The sequence below is a fragment of the Daejeonella sp. genome (assembly GCF_036405355.1).
Lineage (GTDB): Bacteria > Bacteroidota > Bacteroidia > Sphingobacteriales > Sphingobacteriaceae > Daejeonella.
In genome coordinates this window covers 1-18,662 of the sequence record NZ_DASWXT010000091.1, presented here as the reverse complement: position 1 = coordinate 18,662, position 18,662 = coordinate 1, and the positions used below count along the sequence as shown (strand labels likewise).

Below are 18,662 nucleotides of genomic sequence, written 5' to 3'. Positions count from 1 at the left end.
TTGCACATTGCTCAAAGCCCAAAGCTACTCCGACCTAAGGCTCTCCACCGGGTTCATCATTGCAGCCTTTATTGCCTGAAAACTGATGGTCGCCAAAGCTATTGTCAATGCAAGTATTCCGGATAAAACAAACATCCACCATTGCATATCAATATGATAAGCAAAATTCTGAAGCCATTTATTCATAATCCACCATCCAATTGGGAAAGCTATGAGCATAGCAACGAGTACCAGCTTTGCAAAATCTGTTGTAAGGATATGGATAATGCCAGACACAGATGCTCCAAGTACTTTCCTGATACCAATCTCTTTTTTCCTACGTTCTGCGCTGAAGGAAGCCAAGGCATAAAGCCCCAGGCAGGAAATAAAGATCGCTATAATGGAAAATACCAGAATCAGAGATGCTGCTTTCAGATCGGCACGGTATATCATTTCAAATTCATCAGTAGCGAACTTATAATCAAAAGGCTGATCAGGATTAAAGTGCTTCCATACCTTTTCTGTCGCCGCAAGAGCATCAGCTTGCTTTCCGGGTCTGCTTTTAACAAGAAAGGAATTAGCAAAAAAGGGATTATTCCCAAATACCATCGAGCCAATTCTATCATGCAGGCCGAGATAATGGAAATCTTTTACCACACCGATAACCACCCCGGTATCTTGTTCGAGTGAGAATCTTTGCCCGATCACCGGCTGACGGATACCAAGCTCTTTTACAGCTGTTTCATTTAGAATAAAGTTTCTTTGATCTTCTTTCCTACCCGCTTCAAACCACCTGCCTTGTTTTAACCGAAGGTTTGCAAGTTCGTTGAAATTGGAGCCTGTAAAAATAAAATCTATTTCATTTTTAATGTCAGGTTTGCGTCCATCCCAATCAAAAGGACCATAGAGATTCGATAAGTTGATTATTTCGCTCCCGCTGGTAATGGCGACATTCTGAATACCGCTGTTTCCTAAAAGCTGTTGTTTTATTGTTTCCATCTGTGATATCCGGGCATCCCCGTCAAGGGATGATCTGAACATGAATGAAAATAACTGGGAAGTATAGTTACTATGTTGGCTGCTAATAAACTGCATCTGTTTATAGATCACAAACGTACTGATAACCAAAGCAATGGAAACAGCAAACTGCATTACAACAAGAAATTTTCTCAAGCGGCCATCTCCCGAATCCCGCGAACCTGCACCTCTCAGTATTGCCGCAGGCTTGAAGGATGAAAGCAGAATTGCCGGATAGATACTCACCAGAAGCAGGGTGCAAAGTGATGTTCCGGCCAGTAATTGCCAAAGGGAAACATCCCCAAGAGACAAAGTAAAATGATTATCTGTAAACTGATTAAATACGGGCAGACTAATCGAAACAAACAGCAGTGTGACCAATAATGCTATCATACTGATAAGGCTTGATTCGATCACAAATTGCAGAAATAGCTGCTTTCTTCCTGCCCCTACAATCTTTTTGATACTTACCTCTTTAAGGCGGACAGATGCCTTAGACGTGGTGAGATTCACATAATTGATACAGGCGATAGCAAGTAGGAGAACACCTAAAAGGAAGAGTATATTTGTCAGTTTCTTATCCCCGTGCTTCAGGAAAGAATTTCTTAGCGTCTCGAAATGAATATCTTTTAACGGGATTAAACCCACCTTCCACTGTTCATGCGAAATGGCATTGATCTTGTTCAGGGCGGATGAAGGGGATGAAGCATTTGATATTTTAACAAAAGTCTGATAACTGTCGGCATAAGTCATGTTCTTACGCATACGGACATTAACAGGACGTACAGCATCAGAAATATACAGATCGTAACGGAAGCTTGAATTAGACGGATGCTGATCAATGACTCCCTGTACCGTACAATCAGTGCTATTTATCTTTAGTGTTTTACCCAAGGGATTCTCATCTCCGAAGTATTTCCTGGCGTGCGATACTGAAATCACCACACTGTTGGGAGAACGGATAAAATCATCAGCACTTCCCCGGATAAAATTGAACTGAAAGATCCTAAACCAGTTTTCATCCACATAAGCTGCAGTTTTTTCCTTAAAAAGATATTGGCCTGCTTCAACAGTTGGTGGAAATACAAACAGCGGATAAAGACGTGCAAGAATCCCTACCTCCGGTATTCTTGTCTTTATTTCCTCGCCCAGTAAATATGGTGTCCGTTCATCCGCATTGGTTATATCGTTTATCTCAAGCCGGGTAAGACGGTAAATATTTTCTGAATCCGGATGGTAGGAATCATAATTATACTCATTCTTAACCCACATAAATATTAAAAATGCTGCAGTCATTCCAATTGTAAGACCAGCTAAATTGATCAGGCTGCTTATTTTGTGGAACATTATATTCCGCCAGGCGATTTTGACGTAGTTTTTAATCATGGCTTTGGGCTATGAGAAATGAGCTATGAGCTCTATTTTGATTTAATATTTAGTTTTTGTGTTAATCAAGTGGATTGAGAACTTCATTTATTTTTCATATTATTTTTGCTGTGGGCTATGGGTTGTGAGAAATGGGCTTCGTTCCGGTCTAATTGTTGAAATTTATTTATTTAAACACTATTTTTTAGTTTGTTTGAACAGAGCTCATTGCCCAGAGCTCATTGCTCATAGCCCAATGCTATTCCGACCGAAGGCTCTTCACCGGGTTCATCAATGCTGCCTTGATCGCCTGGAAACTAACTGTTACAAAGGCAATAAGCACCGAAAACATTCCTACCAGAATGAACATCCACCATTCTATTTCTATACGGTATGAGTAATCCTGCAACCATAAATTCATGATATAGAGGGTAATGGGTGAGGCAATGAAAAATGCGATCACAACAAGTGTTAAAAAATCTTTAGAAACCAAAGCAACAATATCAGCAATAGTAGCACCTAATACTTTTCGGATACCTATTTCCTTTGTCCTTTGTTCGGTTGAGAAAGAAACCAGGCCAAACAAACCCATACATGCCAGAAAAACTATTAAAAGACTAAAAAAGGTAAATAACTGCTGTAATTTATACTCCGCCCGATACTGGTTATTAAGCAGATCATCAACCCAGTTATATTGAAGAACCCGTTCAGGATAATACTGTTTCCATATCCTGTTAATGCCATCTATAACCCACTTTTGAGTTCCCGGACTTATACGTATCAGCATATTGCCATACATCATATTGCCTTGTGCTGTTATAAAACAGGGTTTGAGTCCGGTACGCAGGGATTCATTATTAAAATCTTTAATGATACCTACAGGAATACCTTTAATATCCTTGTAAGAAACATTAAGCTTACCCATCTGAAGCAGTTTCGCTGTATGGGCCGTCATTATTACCGGTTGTGTTTTCTCTGCTACAATAAGTTTAGATATATCCTTGCGTACCAGAGAGTCAAAATTCAGTGCATCAGTTGACAGGTTTTTGTTAAACATTCTTCCGTTTAATAATTGCAACCTCAATGTCTGTACAAGGTCTATATCTCCGGCTATATACCAGACTTTTAATTTGTTATCCTTTTGCTCAGGATCATCAATTTCCATTGACATACTTCCGCTACTCATACCCGGGGACCATTTAGCGATACTAACATTTTGCACCGCAGCAAGCTTAAGAATTTCCTGTTTAAAGGCTTGCCCCTGCATACCCCAGGAATTATAGTCTATCACCATCAGGTTATCCTTGTCATAACCGAGATCCTTTTGGTTAAAGTAACGAAGCTGTGCCTGGATTACCAATGTAGATATCAGAATAATAATAGAGACAACAAATTGTCCTATTATGAGACTTTTACGGAGTATTGCATTATCAGTTTTATCTGAAATACTACCGCTGAGAACCGATGTTGGTCTGGCCCTTGAAAGCACCCAGGCAGGATAAAGACCGGTAAACAAACTTACAAGCAGGATAAAACTACATGAGCAAACAAATAGCAGGACACTGCTTGTAAGGGTGAGTGTCAATTTGTGTCCTATATATATTTCGACCGACTGAATAAACAGATGATACAGGGTCATTCCCAGCACAAAGGAAATAGCAAAGAAAATAACCGACTCAATTAAAAATTGTGCAATTAATACTTTCAAACCCGCTCCCATTACTTTACGTATACCAACTTCCCTGACTCGTTTTAACGCTCTTGCAGTGGTAAGATTGATAAAATTTATACATGCGATAAGCAATAGTAATACTGCAACAACTGAAAAAATATAAATATTTCTAATACTGCCTTTAACCGAGGTTGATCCATCAAAATCAGACTCCAAATAGACATCTTTTACAGACTGAAGCTGAAAAGAATAGGTTGCTTTTAACTCGCTGGTAATGTAATTTTCATACCACTCATTCAACTTCTTAGTAAATGTAACCGCAGAAGTCCCTGGCTTTAAAAGCAAATACTCCTGATAAAAAGTGCCGGCTTCTATCTTAAGCAACTGTTTGTCAGTACTTGTATTATACTCTGATATTACTAATACATCAGCACGTAAATGAGAATTATCCGGAATTTCCTTTATTACACCTGTGATCAGATAGCTTTCATTGCTTTGACCACTTGTCATGTTGGTTATAATCTTTCCGACAGGATCACTATCTTTAAAATACTGCCTTTTAAACCTTTCTGTAATAACCAGATTTGTATATCCCTTGATAAACTCGAGTGGGTTTCCTTGCTGAATTTTAAAATCAAATACTTTCCATACAGATGGCTCTGTTATAATGGCATTCAGTTCTATTCCATCTTCATTGTTGCCGATTCTCACCCTTCGTTTCGCCACAGATGCCCGGCAATAGTTTTCAACTTCAGGAAATGTATTGGTTAGGGTAGGCCCCATACCTGAGAATGTCAATGGTGACTTTTCCTCAGCATTTTTATCATTATTATTGATACTGAGAATGCGATAAATATCGTCGGCATTTTTCCAATCTTTATCATATGACATATCATCCATAACAACAGTAGCAACTACCAAGCAGGCAGTAAGTCCTACCGTAAGCCCAATAATATTAATTGAGGAATACACTTTGTTTCTGAGTAAATTCCGCCAGGCGATTTTGATGTAGTTTTTGAGCATAGCTGGGTATCAGGTTTGAGGTATCAGGTGTGAGCTAATCCCCGGTTAATACAATATCTATATCTTTAATGTCTATTTTTCTGTCAACTGTCAACTGTCAACTGTCAACTGTCAACTGTCAACTGTCAACTACTCACTTCTAAGGCTCTCCACCGGGTTCATCAATGCCGCCTTAACAGCCTGAAAACTCACCGTTACCAGCGCAATGATTACTGCTGCAAATCCGGCAAGCACAAACATCCACAAGCTAATATCAATCCGGTATGCAAAGTCCTGAAGCCAGTTACTGGTTAAATACCAGGCTACCGGACTTGCAAGCACTATTGCTATTAATACAAGTTTTACAAAGTCTTTTGAAAGAAGAGTTGCAATACCGGCAACAGAAGCACCAAGTACCTTTCGTACACCAATCTCTTTTGTACGCTGCTGTGCTGTAAATGTAGCTAGTCCGAAGAGTCCGAGGCAGGCCACGAAAATTGTTAAGCCGGCAAAAATATTCAGGATATTGCCTACCTTTTGCTCTGCGCGATAGGTATTGTTGAAGCGTTCATCCATAAAAGAATAAGAAAAGGGCTCCTCGGCAGTCCATTTACTCTTAACAGATGATATCAGACCGGAGATATCAGTGGTTTTTAGCTTGACGATCATATTTCCACGATCATTTCCCAGAACAAGCATCACAGGAGTAATCGGATCATGCAGAGAGGTAAAATGGAAATCCTTCGCTACTCCAATGATGTGATAGGTGATTTTGGTACCGATATTATCCGAAGTACCGGTAATCCGGCGACCCAAAGCATCCTTTTCCCAACCAAATGCCCTGGCTGCTGTTTCATTGATAATAACGCCAAGAGAATCGGAGGCAAGGTTCCGGGAGAAGTTCCGTCCGGATTTGAGTTCTATTCCCATTGTTGGGATATAATCAGGATCAATTGTGTGCCTTGGTGTTTTGACAAGCTGACCTACTTTATCCTCGGGGTATACACTGAAATTATTGAAATTGCTGTTCCCGGCGGGCATGAATGACGAGCTACTTACGCTGACAATCCTTGAATCCTCAAGAAGACTATTTTTGAAAACTTCATTCGATTGACCGAGCTGCCAGGTGTTGTGTATCACCATTACCTGTTCCTTGTCGTATCCGAGCTTCTTGTTTTGAATATAAGAAAGCTGTTTGTGGACTACTACAGTACTAATAATCAACACGATTGAGATAAAAAACTGGAAGACCACCAGGCTGCTTCGAAGAGAGGGGCCGCGTGATACAGATGGATTAAAAGTACCTTTGAGTACCTCCACCGGTTTAAATGATGAAAGGAAAAGTGCAGGATAACTTCCCGCCAAAGACCCTACTAAAAGAGCAAATACCAATAGCACTGGCAACAACCAAACGTTGGACGCTAAACCGAGAGACAGTTCTGCTTCAGCCAGATTATTGAAAACAGGCAAGGCCAGGTAAACCAGCCCTATGGCGATGATGAATGCAATTACCGTAACCAGAACAGATTCCACTAAAAATTGCCTGATCAGTTCCGATCTCATGGAGCCCATTACCTTGCGTATACCCACTTCTTTTGCCCTTTTTGATGCCCCTGCAGTCGACAGGTTCATAAAGTTGATGCAGGCAATAAGCAGCATAAATACAGCAATTGCGCCGAAAATGTAGATATAACTGATATCCCCGTGTGAAGCAAGGTCACCGTTAAGGTCAGATTTTAAGTGAATATCAGTGAGCGGCTGCAAAAAAAGCCCGATATCATTGCCCTTCTTCCTGAATTCTTGAATGCTCATACCGAAGGCCTTATTTAGCTGAGGAGCGGCATATTTGTCGATGACCTGAGGAAGCTTTGCCTGCAGGTTCTTATAGTCATAACCTTGCGGTAAAACGAGGTAAGTGAAATAACCTGAAGTCATCCACGAATCTGACTTCTCTTCCGGATTTGTAAGCAGCGAAGCGATCATATCAGATTGAAAATGCGATCGTGCGGGGATCTTATCAAACACGCCAGTGACTTTGTAGGTTGATTTCCAGCTTTTAAAGTTGAGTACCTTTCCTATCGGGTCATCTTTGCCAAAATATTTGTCGGCAACTTCTTTTGAGATAACAATAGAATTCGGCTCAAGAAGTGCCGTTTGGGAGTTACCATTGAGCAAAGGAACTGTAAATACCTCAAAGAAATTAGCATCCGCAAACAAGAGTTCGGTTTCCTGGAAAGTCTTATCACCATAGCTGACCATTGCTGAACCGCTGGTCTGGATCCGTGTTGCATCCAGCACTTCGGGAAAATCTTTCTTAAGAGTTTTGGCAACAGGAGGCATAACATTCGCTTCCTTCATTTCACCACCTCCCATAAATCCCCGGAACACTACGCGCACAATCTGGTCGGCTTTTTCATTATACCTGTCGTAACTAAGTTCGTGAAAGATGTATAACATGATGATCAGGCAGGTGGCGATGCCAATAGCAAGTCCCGAGATGTTGATAATGGAAAAACCTTTTTGTCTTTTAAGGTTCCGCCAGGCGAGTTTGATGTAGGTTGTTATCATTTTGCTGTGAGCTACGAGCTGTGAGAAATCAGCTCCGTTCATATTCAATAATTAATGTTTATCAAAATTTCATTTTCGTTCGTTTGCTGGAAGCTCAAAGCCTATTGCTCGTTGCTCATAGCCAATTCGTTTGCCGGAAGCTCAAAGCTCATTGCTCGTTGCCCACAGCTCTCTCATTCCGTTCTCAAATTCTCCACCGGATTACTTCTTGCTGCCTTAATCGCATGGTAGATTACTGTTATAAACGCAATTCCAATCGCCGTAATAGCAGATAAAACGAATATCCACCAATGAATTTCGATCCGGTAAGCAAAGTTCTGCAGCCACTCATTTGCAAAATACCATACAATGGGACATGCGATGATGACAGACAGCAAAATGAGCTTGATAAATTCCCTTGATAGCATTATAATAATGTTGGTTACGGATGCCCCCAGAACTTTTCTTACCCCAATTTCCTTTGTTCTTCGCTGTGCTGTAAAAGTCGCGAGGCCGAACAAGCCAAGTACCGAAATGAGAATGACTATTATTGAAAATATAAATATGACCCTGGACGTTTTTATATCATCCTTATAGGTTTTATTAAATGTATCATCCAGAAATGAATAATTAAAAGCCTGGGAAGGGAAAAACTTCTTCCAGCTTGTCTCAACATCCGCTAAGGCCCGTGCGGTGTTATGGGTATTTAATTTAATGTGAAGAAAGCTGCCTTTCTCAGCAGCATTTCGAATCACCATAGGCCGAATTTTTTCGTGCAGACTTTTGTAGTGAAAATCCCTGACTACGCCAATTATTTGCCCCGGGATTCCATCCATCGAAAAGCGCTGTCCGATCAAAGGTTCCTGAATACGAAATTCACTTACTGCCGTTTCATTGAGGATATATTCGGGTAAGTCAGTGCCTGCAGAAAACCACACACCTTTTTTCATCTGCAAATCCAAGACGTTTTTAAAATCTGCATCCGCATTGAACGGGACAAGTGAGGGATTAAAGGCCGTATCGCGACCATCCCAGTCGACATTTCCGGAACTTGAACTATTTAAATCCACCACCGGAGAGCCGGTAATACTTACGCCGCCAATACTGCTTTGAGCTTTTAATTCGTTTTTGAAGCTTTTATAAAGGTTCTCATTCTTATCATCAAAGGGGACTTCTAAAGCGATAACCTGGGAACTGTTATAACCGGGATTTGAGTGCTGTAAAAAATCAAGCTGTTTAAAGATTATCACTGTAGCGATAATTAGAATTACAGAGAGGCTAAACTGGAAAACCACCAGTCCCTTCCGCAGATAGATATCCTTTAAATGCGACATAGCCATACCCTTAAACGCATGTATTGGCTTAAAGGATGAAAGTAAAACTGCAGGATAAATTCCGTTTAATATGGTTGTAAACAACAGCGTACCAAGCAATACACCCCAGGTATTAGCAGATTGGAATGGCTGGCTAAAATCCTGTCCGACGAGGAAATTAAAAACAGGAAGGCTAAGGTTAATAAAGGCTAGTGAGACGATCAATGCGAGTATACTTATCAGCAGTGATTCCATCATAAACTGCCCAAATAAGCTGATCCTGTTAGCTCCGCTAATTTTTCTTACACCAACTTCCTTAGAGCGCAAACTGGCCTTCGCCGTGGTCAGGTTAACATAGTTAATGCAGGCTGTCAATATCAGAAGGAAGGCAAGCGCGGTGAAAATATAGGTTATCCTCTTGTTTCCATGGACCATTTCCGATGACTGAAGTCCTTCTTCGAAATACATATCCCGTAGAGGCTGCAGGCTGGCGACTACAGAATTGTCTCCCTTATTCCGTACAAGGATCTCGTTAAGTTTTTTAGTAATAAAACCAGGATCTGCATTAGCGGCCAATTGCAAAAAACTTATGTATCCAAAATTACCCCAGCTCGTTTCATTTGCCCCGGCTCCCGCAGCAGACAAATGAGCGTCCATTGGTAGCAGGATATTATACTGAAAACTTGAATTAGCCTGATAATCTTCTATAATTCCGCGAACAACATATTTCCTTTCATTAATATTGATGGAATTGCCGACAGCATCTATATTCCCAAAATATTTTCTTGCAAGCGATTCGGTCAGAATAATGCCGGAAGGGTCGCTCCTAAAATGATCCCCTGATAAAAATTTGTAGTCAAACAGGTCAAACCAGCTATTGTCAACAAAAGCTACCTTCTCTTCCGAGAACAATTTGTTGTTAACCTTAACAGCTGTTGTCCCCATGGAAAGCAATCTTGCCGAACTTCTAACTTCAGGAATTTCCCTTTTTGCTGCTTCGGCCATGGGCATCGGAGAGCTCTCCCATCTCCAGGTCTCTGCTGAGTTTACTTGAATGGAATTTGTGATACGATAAATATTTCCCGCTTCAGAATGATAACCATCGACGGTCATTTCATTTGTTACCCACAGAAAAATCAACACAGCACAGGTCATTCCAACAGACAAGCCGATAAGATTGATCATCGTTGTAACTTTGTTTCTGTATAGATTTCGCCAGGAGAGTTTGATGTAGGTTGTTATCATTTTGCTTTTAGCTGTGAGAAATCAGCTCCGTGTATGTTTAATAATTTAGTTATCTACTATTTATTTTAATCGATTAACCGAAACTCGAGGCTTTTTGCTTTGGGCTATGGGCTATGGGCTGTGGGCAATGAGCTTTATTCTGTTTTAAGTATTGAATTTTATTTTTCAAAAGATTGTTTTTTATTCGTTTGCAAAGAGCTCATAACTCATTGCTCAAAGCCCATAGCCTATTCCGACCTCAAACTCTTCACCGGGTTCATCAACGCCGCTTTAATCGCCTGAAAACTTATGGTAAAAATGCTAATGATCAGTGCCATCAATGCCGAAATAACAAACACCTCAGGACCTATCGATATGCGATAGCTAAACTTATCAAGCCAATTCTGTAAAAAATACAAGGCCAGGGGTGCAGAGATAATGCAACTGGTGAGGATAAGACCTACAAAGTCTTTTGAAAGTAGTGCCCAGACCTGCGATACAGATGCCCCGAGAACTTTCCTTATTCCAATTTCTTTCGTTCTTTTCTCTACCATATATGCCGAGAGTCCGAAAAGCCCCAGTGAGGAAATAAATATTGCCAGTCCGGCAAATAAACCTGCCAGCTTTCCCACCAACATTTCAACTCTGAACTTAGCGGCATAGCTTTCATCAGCAAACTGATACAGATAAGGAAAAGATGGGTTATATTTATTAAATATAGGCTGCAACTTTGCAACAGCCTCCTGAACAGGAATCTTCTGCGAAAGACGATAAGAAATAATATTTGTATTTCCTGGCATATAAGTAAAGATTGTAGGCTCTGCTGGATCATATGGCGAGACCATCAGTGCATCGTTTACCACTCCGATAATTCTGATCTGATTCGGAGTGTTTTTCCAGGTAAGAACCTGGTTAACAGGATCCTTAAAACGCATACGTTTTGCTGCTGCCTCATTGATAATTGCAGTGGCAGAATCTACACTATATGCACCGGTAAAATTCCTGCCATCCAAAAGGTTCATTCCCATTGTTTTAAAATAGTCGGTATCCCCTACACCGATGATAGCCAGATCCAGGGTCTCTCCCGGCTGCTTTTCCGACCAGCTTTCCACACCTGTATTTGACCAGATGCCTGTTATGGGACTTGAAGATTTCGTCACACTGCTTACCATCCCGCTCTTGCGCAAATCATCTTTAAGAGCTGTGTAATTATTGCTCAGATCATCGCTACCATCAGTCATCATAAGCCGGTTAGCATCAAAGCCAACAGGTCGGTTCTTAGCATGTTGAATTTGCTGATAAACTATAATTGTACTGATAATAAGGGCAATAGAACAGGTAAACTGAGCTACGACAAGTGCTTTTCTGGAAAATACTGCCGAGCTTCCAATTTTGAGGGTGCCTTTCAGAACTGCTACCGGATTAAAGGATGAGAGATAAAATGCAGGGCGGCTTCCAGCAAGCAAACCTGTTAAAATCACATACACGGTCATTACCAGCCAAAAAAGACCCTCGTTATACGGAATGGTAAGCGATGTTTGAGTAAGGGTATTAAATGATGGTAATACAAGCTGGACTAAACCGAGAGCTGCAAAAGCAGAGATCAAAGTAATCATAAACGATTCCGTTAAAAACTGCAGTATTAATGCGTTTCTGTGGGAACCCAGGGTCTTCCTGACACCGACTTCCCTTGCCCTCTTCTCGGAGCGGGCGGTTGCCAGATTCATAAAATTAATACAAGCGATCAGCAAGACCAGGATACCGATAATGCTGAACATTCTGACGTAACCGATAAATCCATCTGAAGCGACTCCATTTTCAAATTCATTATACAAATGCCACTTCTTCAAAGGGTAAAGTATTGCCGTACTTTGATATTTAGCAAAATCTTCGGGAATGTGTTTTTTAAAAATCAGTCCTATTTGAGATTCCACTTTAGGAAGGTCAGCATCAGGTTCCAATGCCACAAAGGTCTGGAAGGAATTATCGTTCCAATTACCTATATTCCTTTTCACCCAGGGATTCTGCATATAAAAACTAAAAGGGACCAAATAGTTAAACCGGAAAGTAGATTGTTTGGGCAGGTCCCTGAGAATTCCAGTCACTTTTAAATCCTGCCTGTTATCGATTCTGACCATTTTATTCATCGGGTCTTCATCTCCAAACAGAGATTTGGCGGTTGATTCAGTGAGAATTATCGAATAAGGGTCCTTCATAGCACTTGAAACATCGCCACTAAGAAGTGGGTATTGAAATATTTTCAGGAAATCAGCACTCGCCATTGCACCGGCAGGGTATAGTCGACGATCTCCCACAACAAGTCCGTGCGCGCCCATCCAATCAGACTGTGCAACATATCTAACACCCGGAATATCCCTTTTCAAAGCGTCTGCAAGAGGCAATGGTGTAGCCGGACCTACTCCCATTTCACCATTATCCACATAGCGTATCCTCACCGAATAGGCATATTCATAGTTTGGAAGGAACCGATCATATGAGTACTGATATTGTACCCAGAGTCCAATGAGTAAAGCAACAGCCATCCCAATTGACAAGCCAGTTATATTCAATGCGCTATACACTTTATTATTTGTAAGATTGCGCCAGGCGATTTTGATGTAGTTTTTTAGCATTTTACTGTGAGCTACGAGCTGTGAGAAATCAGCTCCGTGTATGTTTAATAATTTAATTATCTACTATTTATTTTAATCGATTAACCGAAACCCGAGGCTTTTTGCTTTGGGCTATGGGCTGTGGGCAATGAGCTTTATTCTGTTTTAAGTATTGAATTTTATTTTTCAAAAGATTGTTTTTTTATTCGTTTGCAAAGAGCTCATAACTCATTGCTCAAAGCCCATAGCCTATTCCGACCTCAAACTCTTCACCGGATTCATCACCGCTGCTTTAATTGCCTGAAAGCTTATTGTTCCAAATGCCATAATCAGCACAAGCACGGCTATCGCAACAAAAAGCCATAAAGAAATATCTGTGCGGTATGCAAATCCATTGAGCCAATTATTTGTAAAAAACCAGGCTAAAGGCAGAGCAATAAGAATACTCAAGGCTATCAGTTTTATGAAATCTGCCGAAAGCATGATTACAACATTTCTTACAGTAGCTCCCACCACTTTGCGTATCCCTATCTCCTTTTGCCTCTTCTGGGCTGTGAAGGCTGCTAAACCAAATAAACCAAGGCAGGAAACAATGATGGCCATCAGGGCGAAATATCGCGACAGCACACCGATCTTCATCTCTGAGGCATATAAAGCCTGATAATCATCATCCATAAAACGATACTCAAAAGGAAGATTTTTACTGAATTCAGCATAGACCTGCTTCACCCGTTCAATAGTCTGCTCTTCTGTGCCTGCTTGCATCCTGACAAGAATATTGGGCATCACAGGATAAACCTGGAAAAAGCAGGGCTTTACAGATGAATAGAGTGATTCAAAATTAAAGTCGCGCGCAACACCAACAATTGTACGTTCCTGATCCCAGAATTTAACTTTCTTGCCTATAGGATCTTTCAGTCCCATTGCTTTGATTGCTGATTCATTAAACACGATCTCCTGCATTGCATTTGCAGCCGAGAAATTCCGGCCTTCTTTTATCTGTATTCCTGCCGTTTCCAGGAAATTTGCACCAACTTCAAGATTGGCAAAATCTATGTTCTTCTGAGGATCTTTACCCGGCCACTGGAAGTCGCCTATTGACCCATGCTCTCCATTCAGGTTGTGTGAATAGCTACCCGCGCTGATCACTCCGGGAATGTTGTTAAGTTCATTTACAAAAGAAACCGCTCCATCCATTTTCGAAAGATCCATTTCAAGCGGAATCTCAAAATGAATGGTATTATCACGGTTATATCCCAGATTCTTTGACTGAATAAAATCCACCTGTTTATAAACAACAAGAACCGCAGCGATAAATAACACAGAAAGTGTAAACTGGAATACAACAAGGCCTTTACGAATAAAAACCTCGCCGGCGGTAGTTTTGAGCCTTCCTTTCAGAACCGAAACAGGGTTAAAACCAGATAAATATAAAGCAGGATAGCTACCTGAAACGAAGCCGGTAAATAAGGTTATTCCAATAACCGAAAGAACCAGACGGGTTTCAAATTCAAGGCTCAGATCTTTCCCGCTTATGTCATTAAATATTGGCAGCATCAGGAATATCAATACTATTGCGACAATTAATGAGCAGAATGCCATTAATACAGATTCACTGAGGTATTGGATCACCAGTTCCATACGGCTGGCGCCGGATACCTTTTTGATGCCAACTTCCTTCATCCTTCGGGAGGCTTTAGCGGTAGATAAATTCATGAAGTTAATGCAGGCAATTATCAGGATCACTATCGCAATAATTGAGAATAAACGCACATAAGTTATTCTCCCGCCGGATTGAGCTCCATTTTCATACTTACCATATAAATAGCCATCAGAGAATTTTGCCAGCAATGCAGTTTTGCCTTCTTCTTTATGATGAGATTGCATAAGGGCTGTAATCTTGTTATTCACATTACTGAGGTCGGCATTTTCTCTAAGGAGTACATAAGTACTTGGATCACTATTACCCCATTCCAATAAATAAGGCCGTTTTTCGAGGACCAGGGCGTAGTTCAATAAGACATCAAACCTCTCAGTTGAATTGGAAGGCACATCCTCATAAACACCGGAGATTGTAAACATACCACTGAACTCCCCCTGGTTCCATTCCAGATTTTTACCAAGCACTCCTTCCGCTGAACCAAAAAGTTTTCTGGCAAGGCTCTCTGAAATCGCGATCGAATTATTCCCATTAAATAACTGTGTCTTATCTCCGTCAAGGTACCTGCATGTGAAAACATCAAAATAGCTCCCGCTCACATACTGGCCTCCAGCTTTGATCTGAGTGTCCCCAACTTTGACTATGCCCATGGAAGAAAACCATGAGGCAGGAAGGATTGATACCGAATGCTCTATCTCCGGGATTTGCTCTTCCAGAACTTTTCCAAGTAAGCCTGCTGTGCTGGTCATTGTGTGAGTACCTTCTGAACCTTTGACGTTGCTCAGTACTTTGTAAATCCTGCTATCGTTCTCGTTGAATTTGTCAACTTTCATCTCATCTGCAATCCACATATAGATCAGCAGGCTGCAGGCTAATCCCGTCGACAAGCCAATTAGATTTAGCGCTGTAAACTGACGATCTTTGATCAGGTTACGCCAGGCGATTTTGAAGTAGGTTTTTAGCATTTTGCTGTGGGTTATGAGCTGTGGGAAATCAGCTTTGTGTATGTTTAATATTTTAGTTACTTACCATCTATTTTAAATTTATTACTCAATAGTTCAAGGCTCTTTGCTGTGGGCTGTGGGCTGTGAGAAATGGGCTTCATTCTGGTTTAATTATTGAATTTTATTTATCATAACACTATTTCTTATCTTGTTTGCTCATTGCTCACAGCTCGCAGCTCATAGCCTTACTCCGACCTAAGACTCTTCACCGGATTCATCATCGCTGCTTTAATTGCCTGAAAACTAATTGTCAGCAAAGTGATCACAATCGCAGTGAGGCCTGCTATTATAAAGTTTGTTGCAGGTATCTCTGATCTGTAGCTATAATTTTGCAGCCAGCTATTTATTATATACCACGAAACCGGCGTTGATATAAGGATAGAAATGAGAACCAGTGTAACAAAGTCCTTTGACAACATCTGCCAGATACCAAAAACAGTTGCTCCGAGAACTTTCCTAACACCTATTTCCTTCTTCCTTTGTTCAGCAATAAAAGACGCCATCCCAAACAAACCGAGGCAGCTTATGAATACGGCCAGGCCTGCAAAAAAACCGGAGAGTTTCCCGACACGTTCCTCATTACCGAATTTTCGGGCATAGTCTTCATCTACAAAACTGTAGTTGAACGGCTCACTGGTGTTATATTTCTTATATATCTTTTCGATGTGCTGTAGCGCTTCAGCCGGGTTAAATTCAGGATTTAATCTCACCATGAGAATTTGGCCCGGATAGTCTAAAAATCTAAAAACAGCAGGCTTAACTGCCAGATACGGAGATTCAACTACTATATCCTTAACAACTCCGATTACTTGGAGTTCTTTGCCATCACGGTTGATTGTCTCACCGACCGGATTCTCAAGACCCATAAACTTAGCTGCTGTTTCATTGATGATAACCCCTGACGAATCACTTGAAAACTCTTTGGAGAACTCCCTCCCTGCAATAAATTCCCATCCCATCGTTTTCCCATAATTATATGAGATCTGGGAACTATTGAACTCTGCGGGCATTGCCGGGTCTTTTCCTTTCCAATCATAGCCCGTGGTGGTAGAGTAGACTTCTGTGGCCGGGGCATCGGCCTCTGTGACATCAATAATTGATCCTGTACTTTTTAGTTCTCTTTCAACAATATCAAAATGAGTATGGATTTCAGCCGATGGTAAACGGACCATCAGCAAACCTGCGCTGTTATACCCCAAGGGACGATCTTTAACGAACTGAATTTGTTTAAAGACCATTAGTGTTCCAATAATCAGGACTACGGAAACAGTAAACTGAACTACAACGAGAACCTTTCTGGATATGAGACTTGATTTACCTGCACTGAAAGCACCCTTCAGCACCTTGATTGGTTTGAAAGACGATAAATATAAGGCCGGGTAAATACCGGCTATCAGTCCGGTGAAGGCACAGAAGGCCATGCAGATCATCCAGAATACAGGATTTGTCCAGAGTATCGTTGCTTTTTTACCCGCTACTTCATTGAAAAATGGCAAAGACAGTGTCACTAGTAACATACTCACTAAAAAAGCAAGAAGTACGACTAAGAATGATTCAGTAAAGAATTGTTCTACTAATTGACTCCTTTGCGAGCCAATTACCTTTCTGATACCTACCTCCTTTGCGCGCCTCTCACTACTGGCAGTACTGAGGTTCATGAAATTTATGCAGGCAAGAAGAAGAACAAAAATACCGGTAATGGCGAATAGCCAAACATTCTGTATCCGTCCACCTACATTCACCCCGTTTTTAAATTCCGCATAAAGGTGCCATCTGTTCATAGGCTGTAAAAAGAGAGCAGGTTTTTGCTTCGCTAATTTGCTATTAACATGATTCAATCTTACGTCGCGGATCGCTGCAGATATTTTATCCACATCAGCACTCTCTGGCAATAAAACGTATGTAGTAAAGGCATTTGGCCTCCATGGATCTTCCATATTCTTGAGCCCGTTGGAATCGAAAAATAGCTTCCAGGTAGCAATAAACTTTACATTCCCAAATGTTGAATTCTCGGGAAGGTCTTCGTAAACGCCAGTAACTTTGACCGGCAAATTATTCTCGTTATGGAGGCTTACCAGTTTACCGATGGGATTTACATTCCCAAACAATGCTTTTGACAAAGACTCAGAAAGCATGATTGAGTTCGGGTCGTTCAGCCCATTTAGTACCCCGCTTATCATATTCAGACTTAGCATTTCGGGGCCATTAGGCTCAAAGAAAACACCCAATTGAGAAAGTTTTTTTGAACCGATGCTTAATGTATAGTTCCATATTTGCGATGACAACAAGACCTGATCGAAATGGTTCTTGTAATCTTTACGAAGCACATCAGCAAGAGGATAGGGAGTTACGTTAGTTGTTTGAATCTCCACCCCCGTGATTTTACTTTGCATTACCCTCGCAATTCTGTCATAATTCTTAAAAGATCGATCAAAGTAAACCTCATCGTAAATCCAAAGACCGATTAGGATTGCTACCGACATACCAATGGTTAGTCCACCTACATTTATTAAAAAATGGAGCTTGTTGTTGCGGAAATTTCTCAGGGCGATTTTGAAGTAGATTTTAAGCATGGCGGATATTGGGTGTTAGGTTTTAGGCATTAGGTTTTAGGTTTGAACCCAGGTTTAACTTTATTCGTATCTTAATGTTTATTTTCTCTCAACTCTCAACTCTCAACTCTCAACTCTCAACTCTCAACTCTCAACTCTCAACTCTCAACTCTCAACTCTCAACTCTCAACTCTCAACTATTCCGATCTAAGGCTCTTCACCGGATTCATCACCGCTGCCTTAACCGATTCATAGCTCACCGTTAGCCATGCAATAAATAGCGCTCCGAGTGATGCTCCCACAAAAACCAGCCAGTTTATTTCTACCCTGTAAGCAAAACTCTGCAACCAGCTCTCTATCGAGTACCAGGCAAGTGGAATTGCAATTACCATCGCTACCAGAATCAACCTGGTGAACTTACCAGAAAGAAGGTAAACGATACTACCTACAGAAGCCCCCAGAACCTTTCTCACTCCGATCTCGCGGGTTCGCTGTTCTGCAGTGAATGCTGAAAGGCCATATAAACCGAGACAGGATATAAAAATTGCTAGTATCGCAAACAGGTTAAAAATTCTTCCCATTTGCTGTTCTCCTCTATACAGACTGGCCAGATCCAGGTCTATAAAACTAAAGACGAATGGATAAGCCGGATTGAGCCTCATGTTTATAGCTTCCATTTCTTTAATTGCTGACTCCGTATTGTTTAACTGAGTTC

Annotated in this window: 8 protein-coding genes; all 8 read right to left on the bottom strand. The window is 41.0% G+C overall.

What is annotated here, in order from left to right; genetic code table 11:
• Window positions 1-24: 24 nt before the first annotated feature.
• On the bottom strand, window positions 25-2,382 hold the full coding sequence (locus tag VGE44_RS11250; protein ID WP_331079026.1) for an ABC transporter permease: 2,358 nt from the start codon (window positions 2,380-2,382) through the stop codon (window positions 25-27).
• A gap of 238 nt (window positions 2,383-2,620) precedes the next feature.
• Complete coding sequence (locus VGE44_RS11245; protein ID WP_331079024.1) at window positions 2,621-5,056, bottom strand: ABC transporter permease; 2,436 nt, start codon at window positions 5,054-5,056, stop codon at window positions 2,621-2,623.
• Window positions 5,057-5,185: 129 nt separating this feature from the next.
• Entirely contained in the window at window positions 5,186-7,645 is a 2,460-nt protein-coding gene (locus VGE44_RS11240) for an ABC transporter permease (protein WP_331079022.1), read from the bottom strand.
• 131 nt (window positions 7,646-7,776) lie between these two features.
• Window positions 7,777-10,140, bottom strand: a complete 2,364-nt coding sequence (locus VGE44_RS11235; protein ID WP_331079020.1) for an ABC transporter permease — start codon at window positions 10,138-10,140, stop codon at window positions 7,777-7,779.
• A gap of 227 nt (window positions 10,141-10,367) precedes the next feature.
• A complete protein-coding gene (locus tag VGE44_RS11230; RefSeq protein ID WP_331079018.1) occupies window positions 10,368-12,752 on the bottom strand; it encodes an ABC transporter permease in 2,385 nt (794 codons plus the stop codon).
• 228 nt (window positions 12,753-12,980) lie between these two features.
• The gene (locus VGE44_RS11225; RefSeq protein WP_331079016.1) at window positions 12,981-15,356 is read right to left on the bottom strand and encodes an ABC transporter permease; all 2,376 of its coding nucleotides are present in this window, start codon (window positions 15,354-15,356) and stop codon (window positions 12,981-12,983) included.
• A 224-nt stretch (window positions 15,357-15,580) separates the two neighbouring features.
• On the bottom strand, window positions 15,581-17,968 hold the full coding sequence (locus VGE44_RS11220) for an ABC transporter permease (RefSeq protein WP_331079014.1): 2,388 nt from the start codon (window positions 17,966-17,968) through the stop codon (window positions 15,581-15,583).
• 176 nt (window positions 17,969-18,144) lie between these two features.
• The coding region (locus tag VGE44_RS11215; RefSeq protein WP_331079012.1) for an ABC transporter permease at window positions 18,145-18,662 on the bottom strand (518 nt) is incomplete at its 5' end.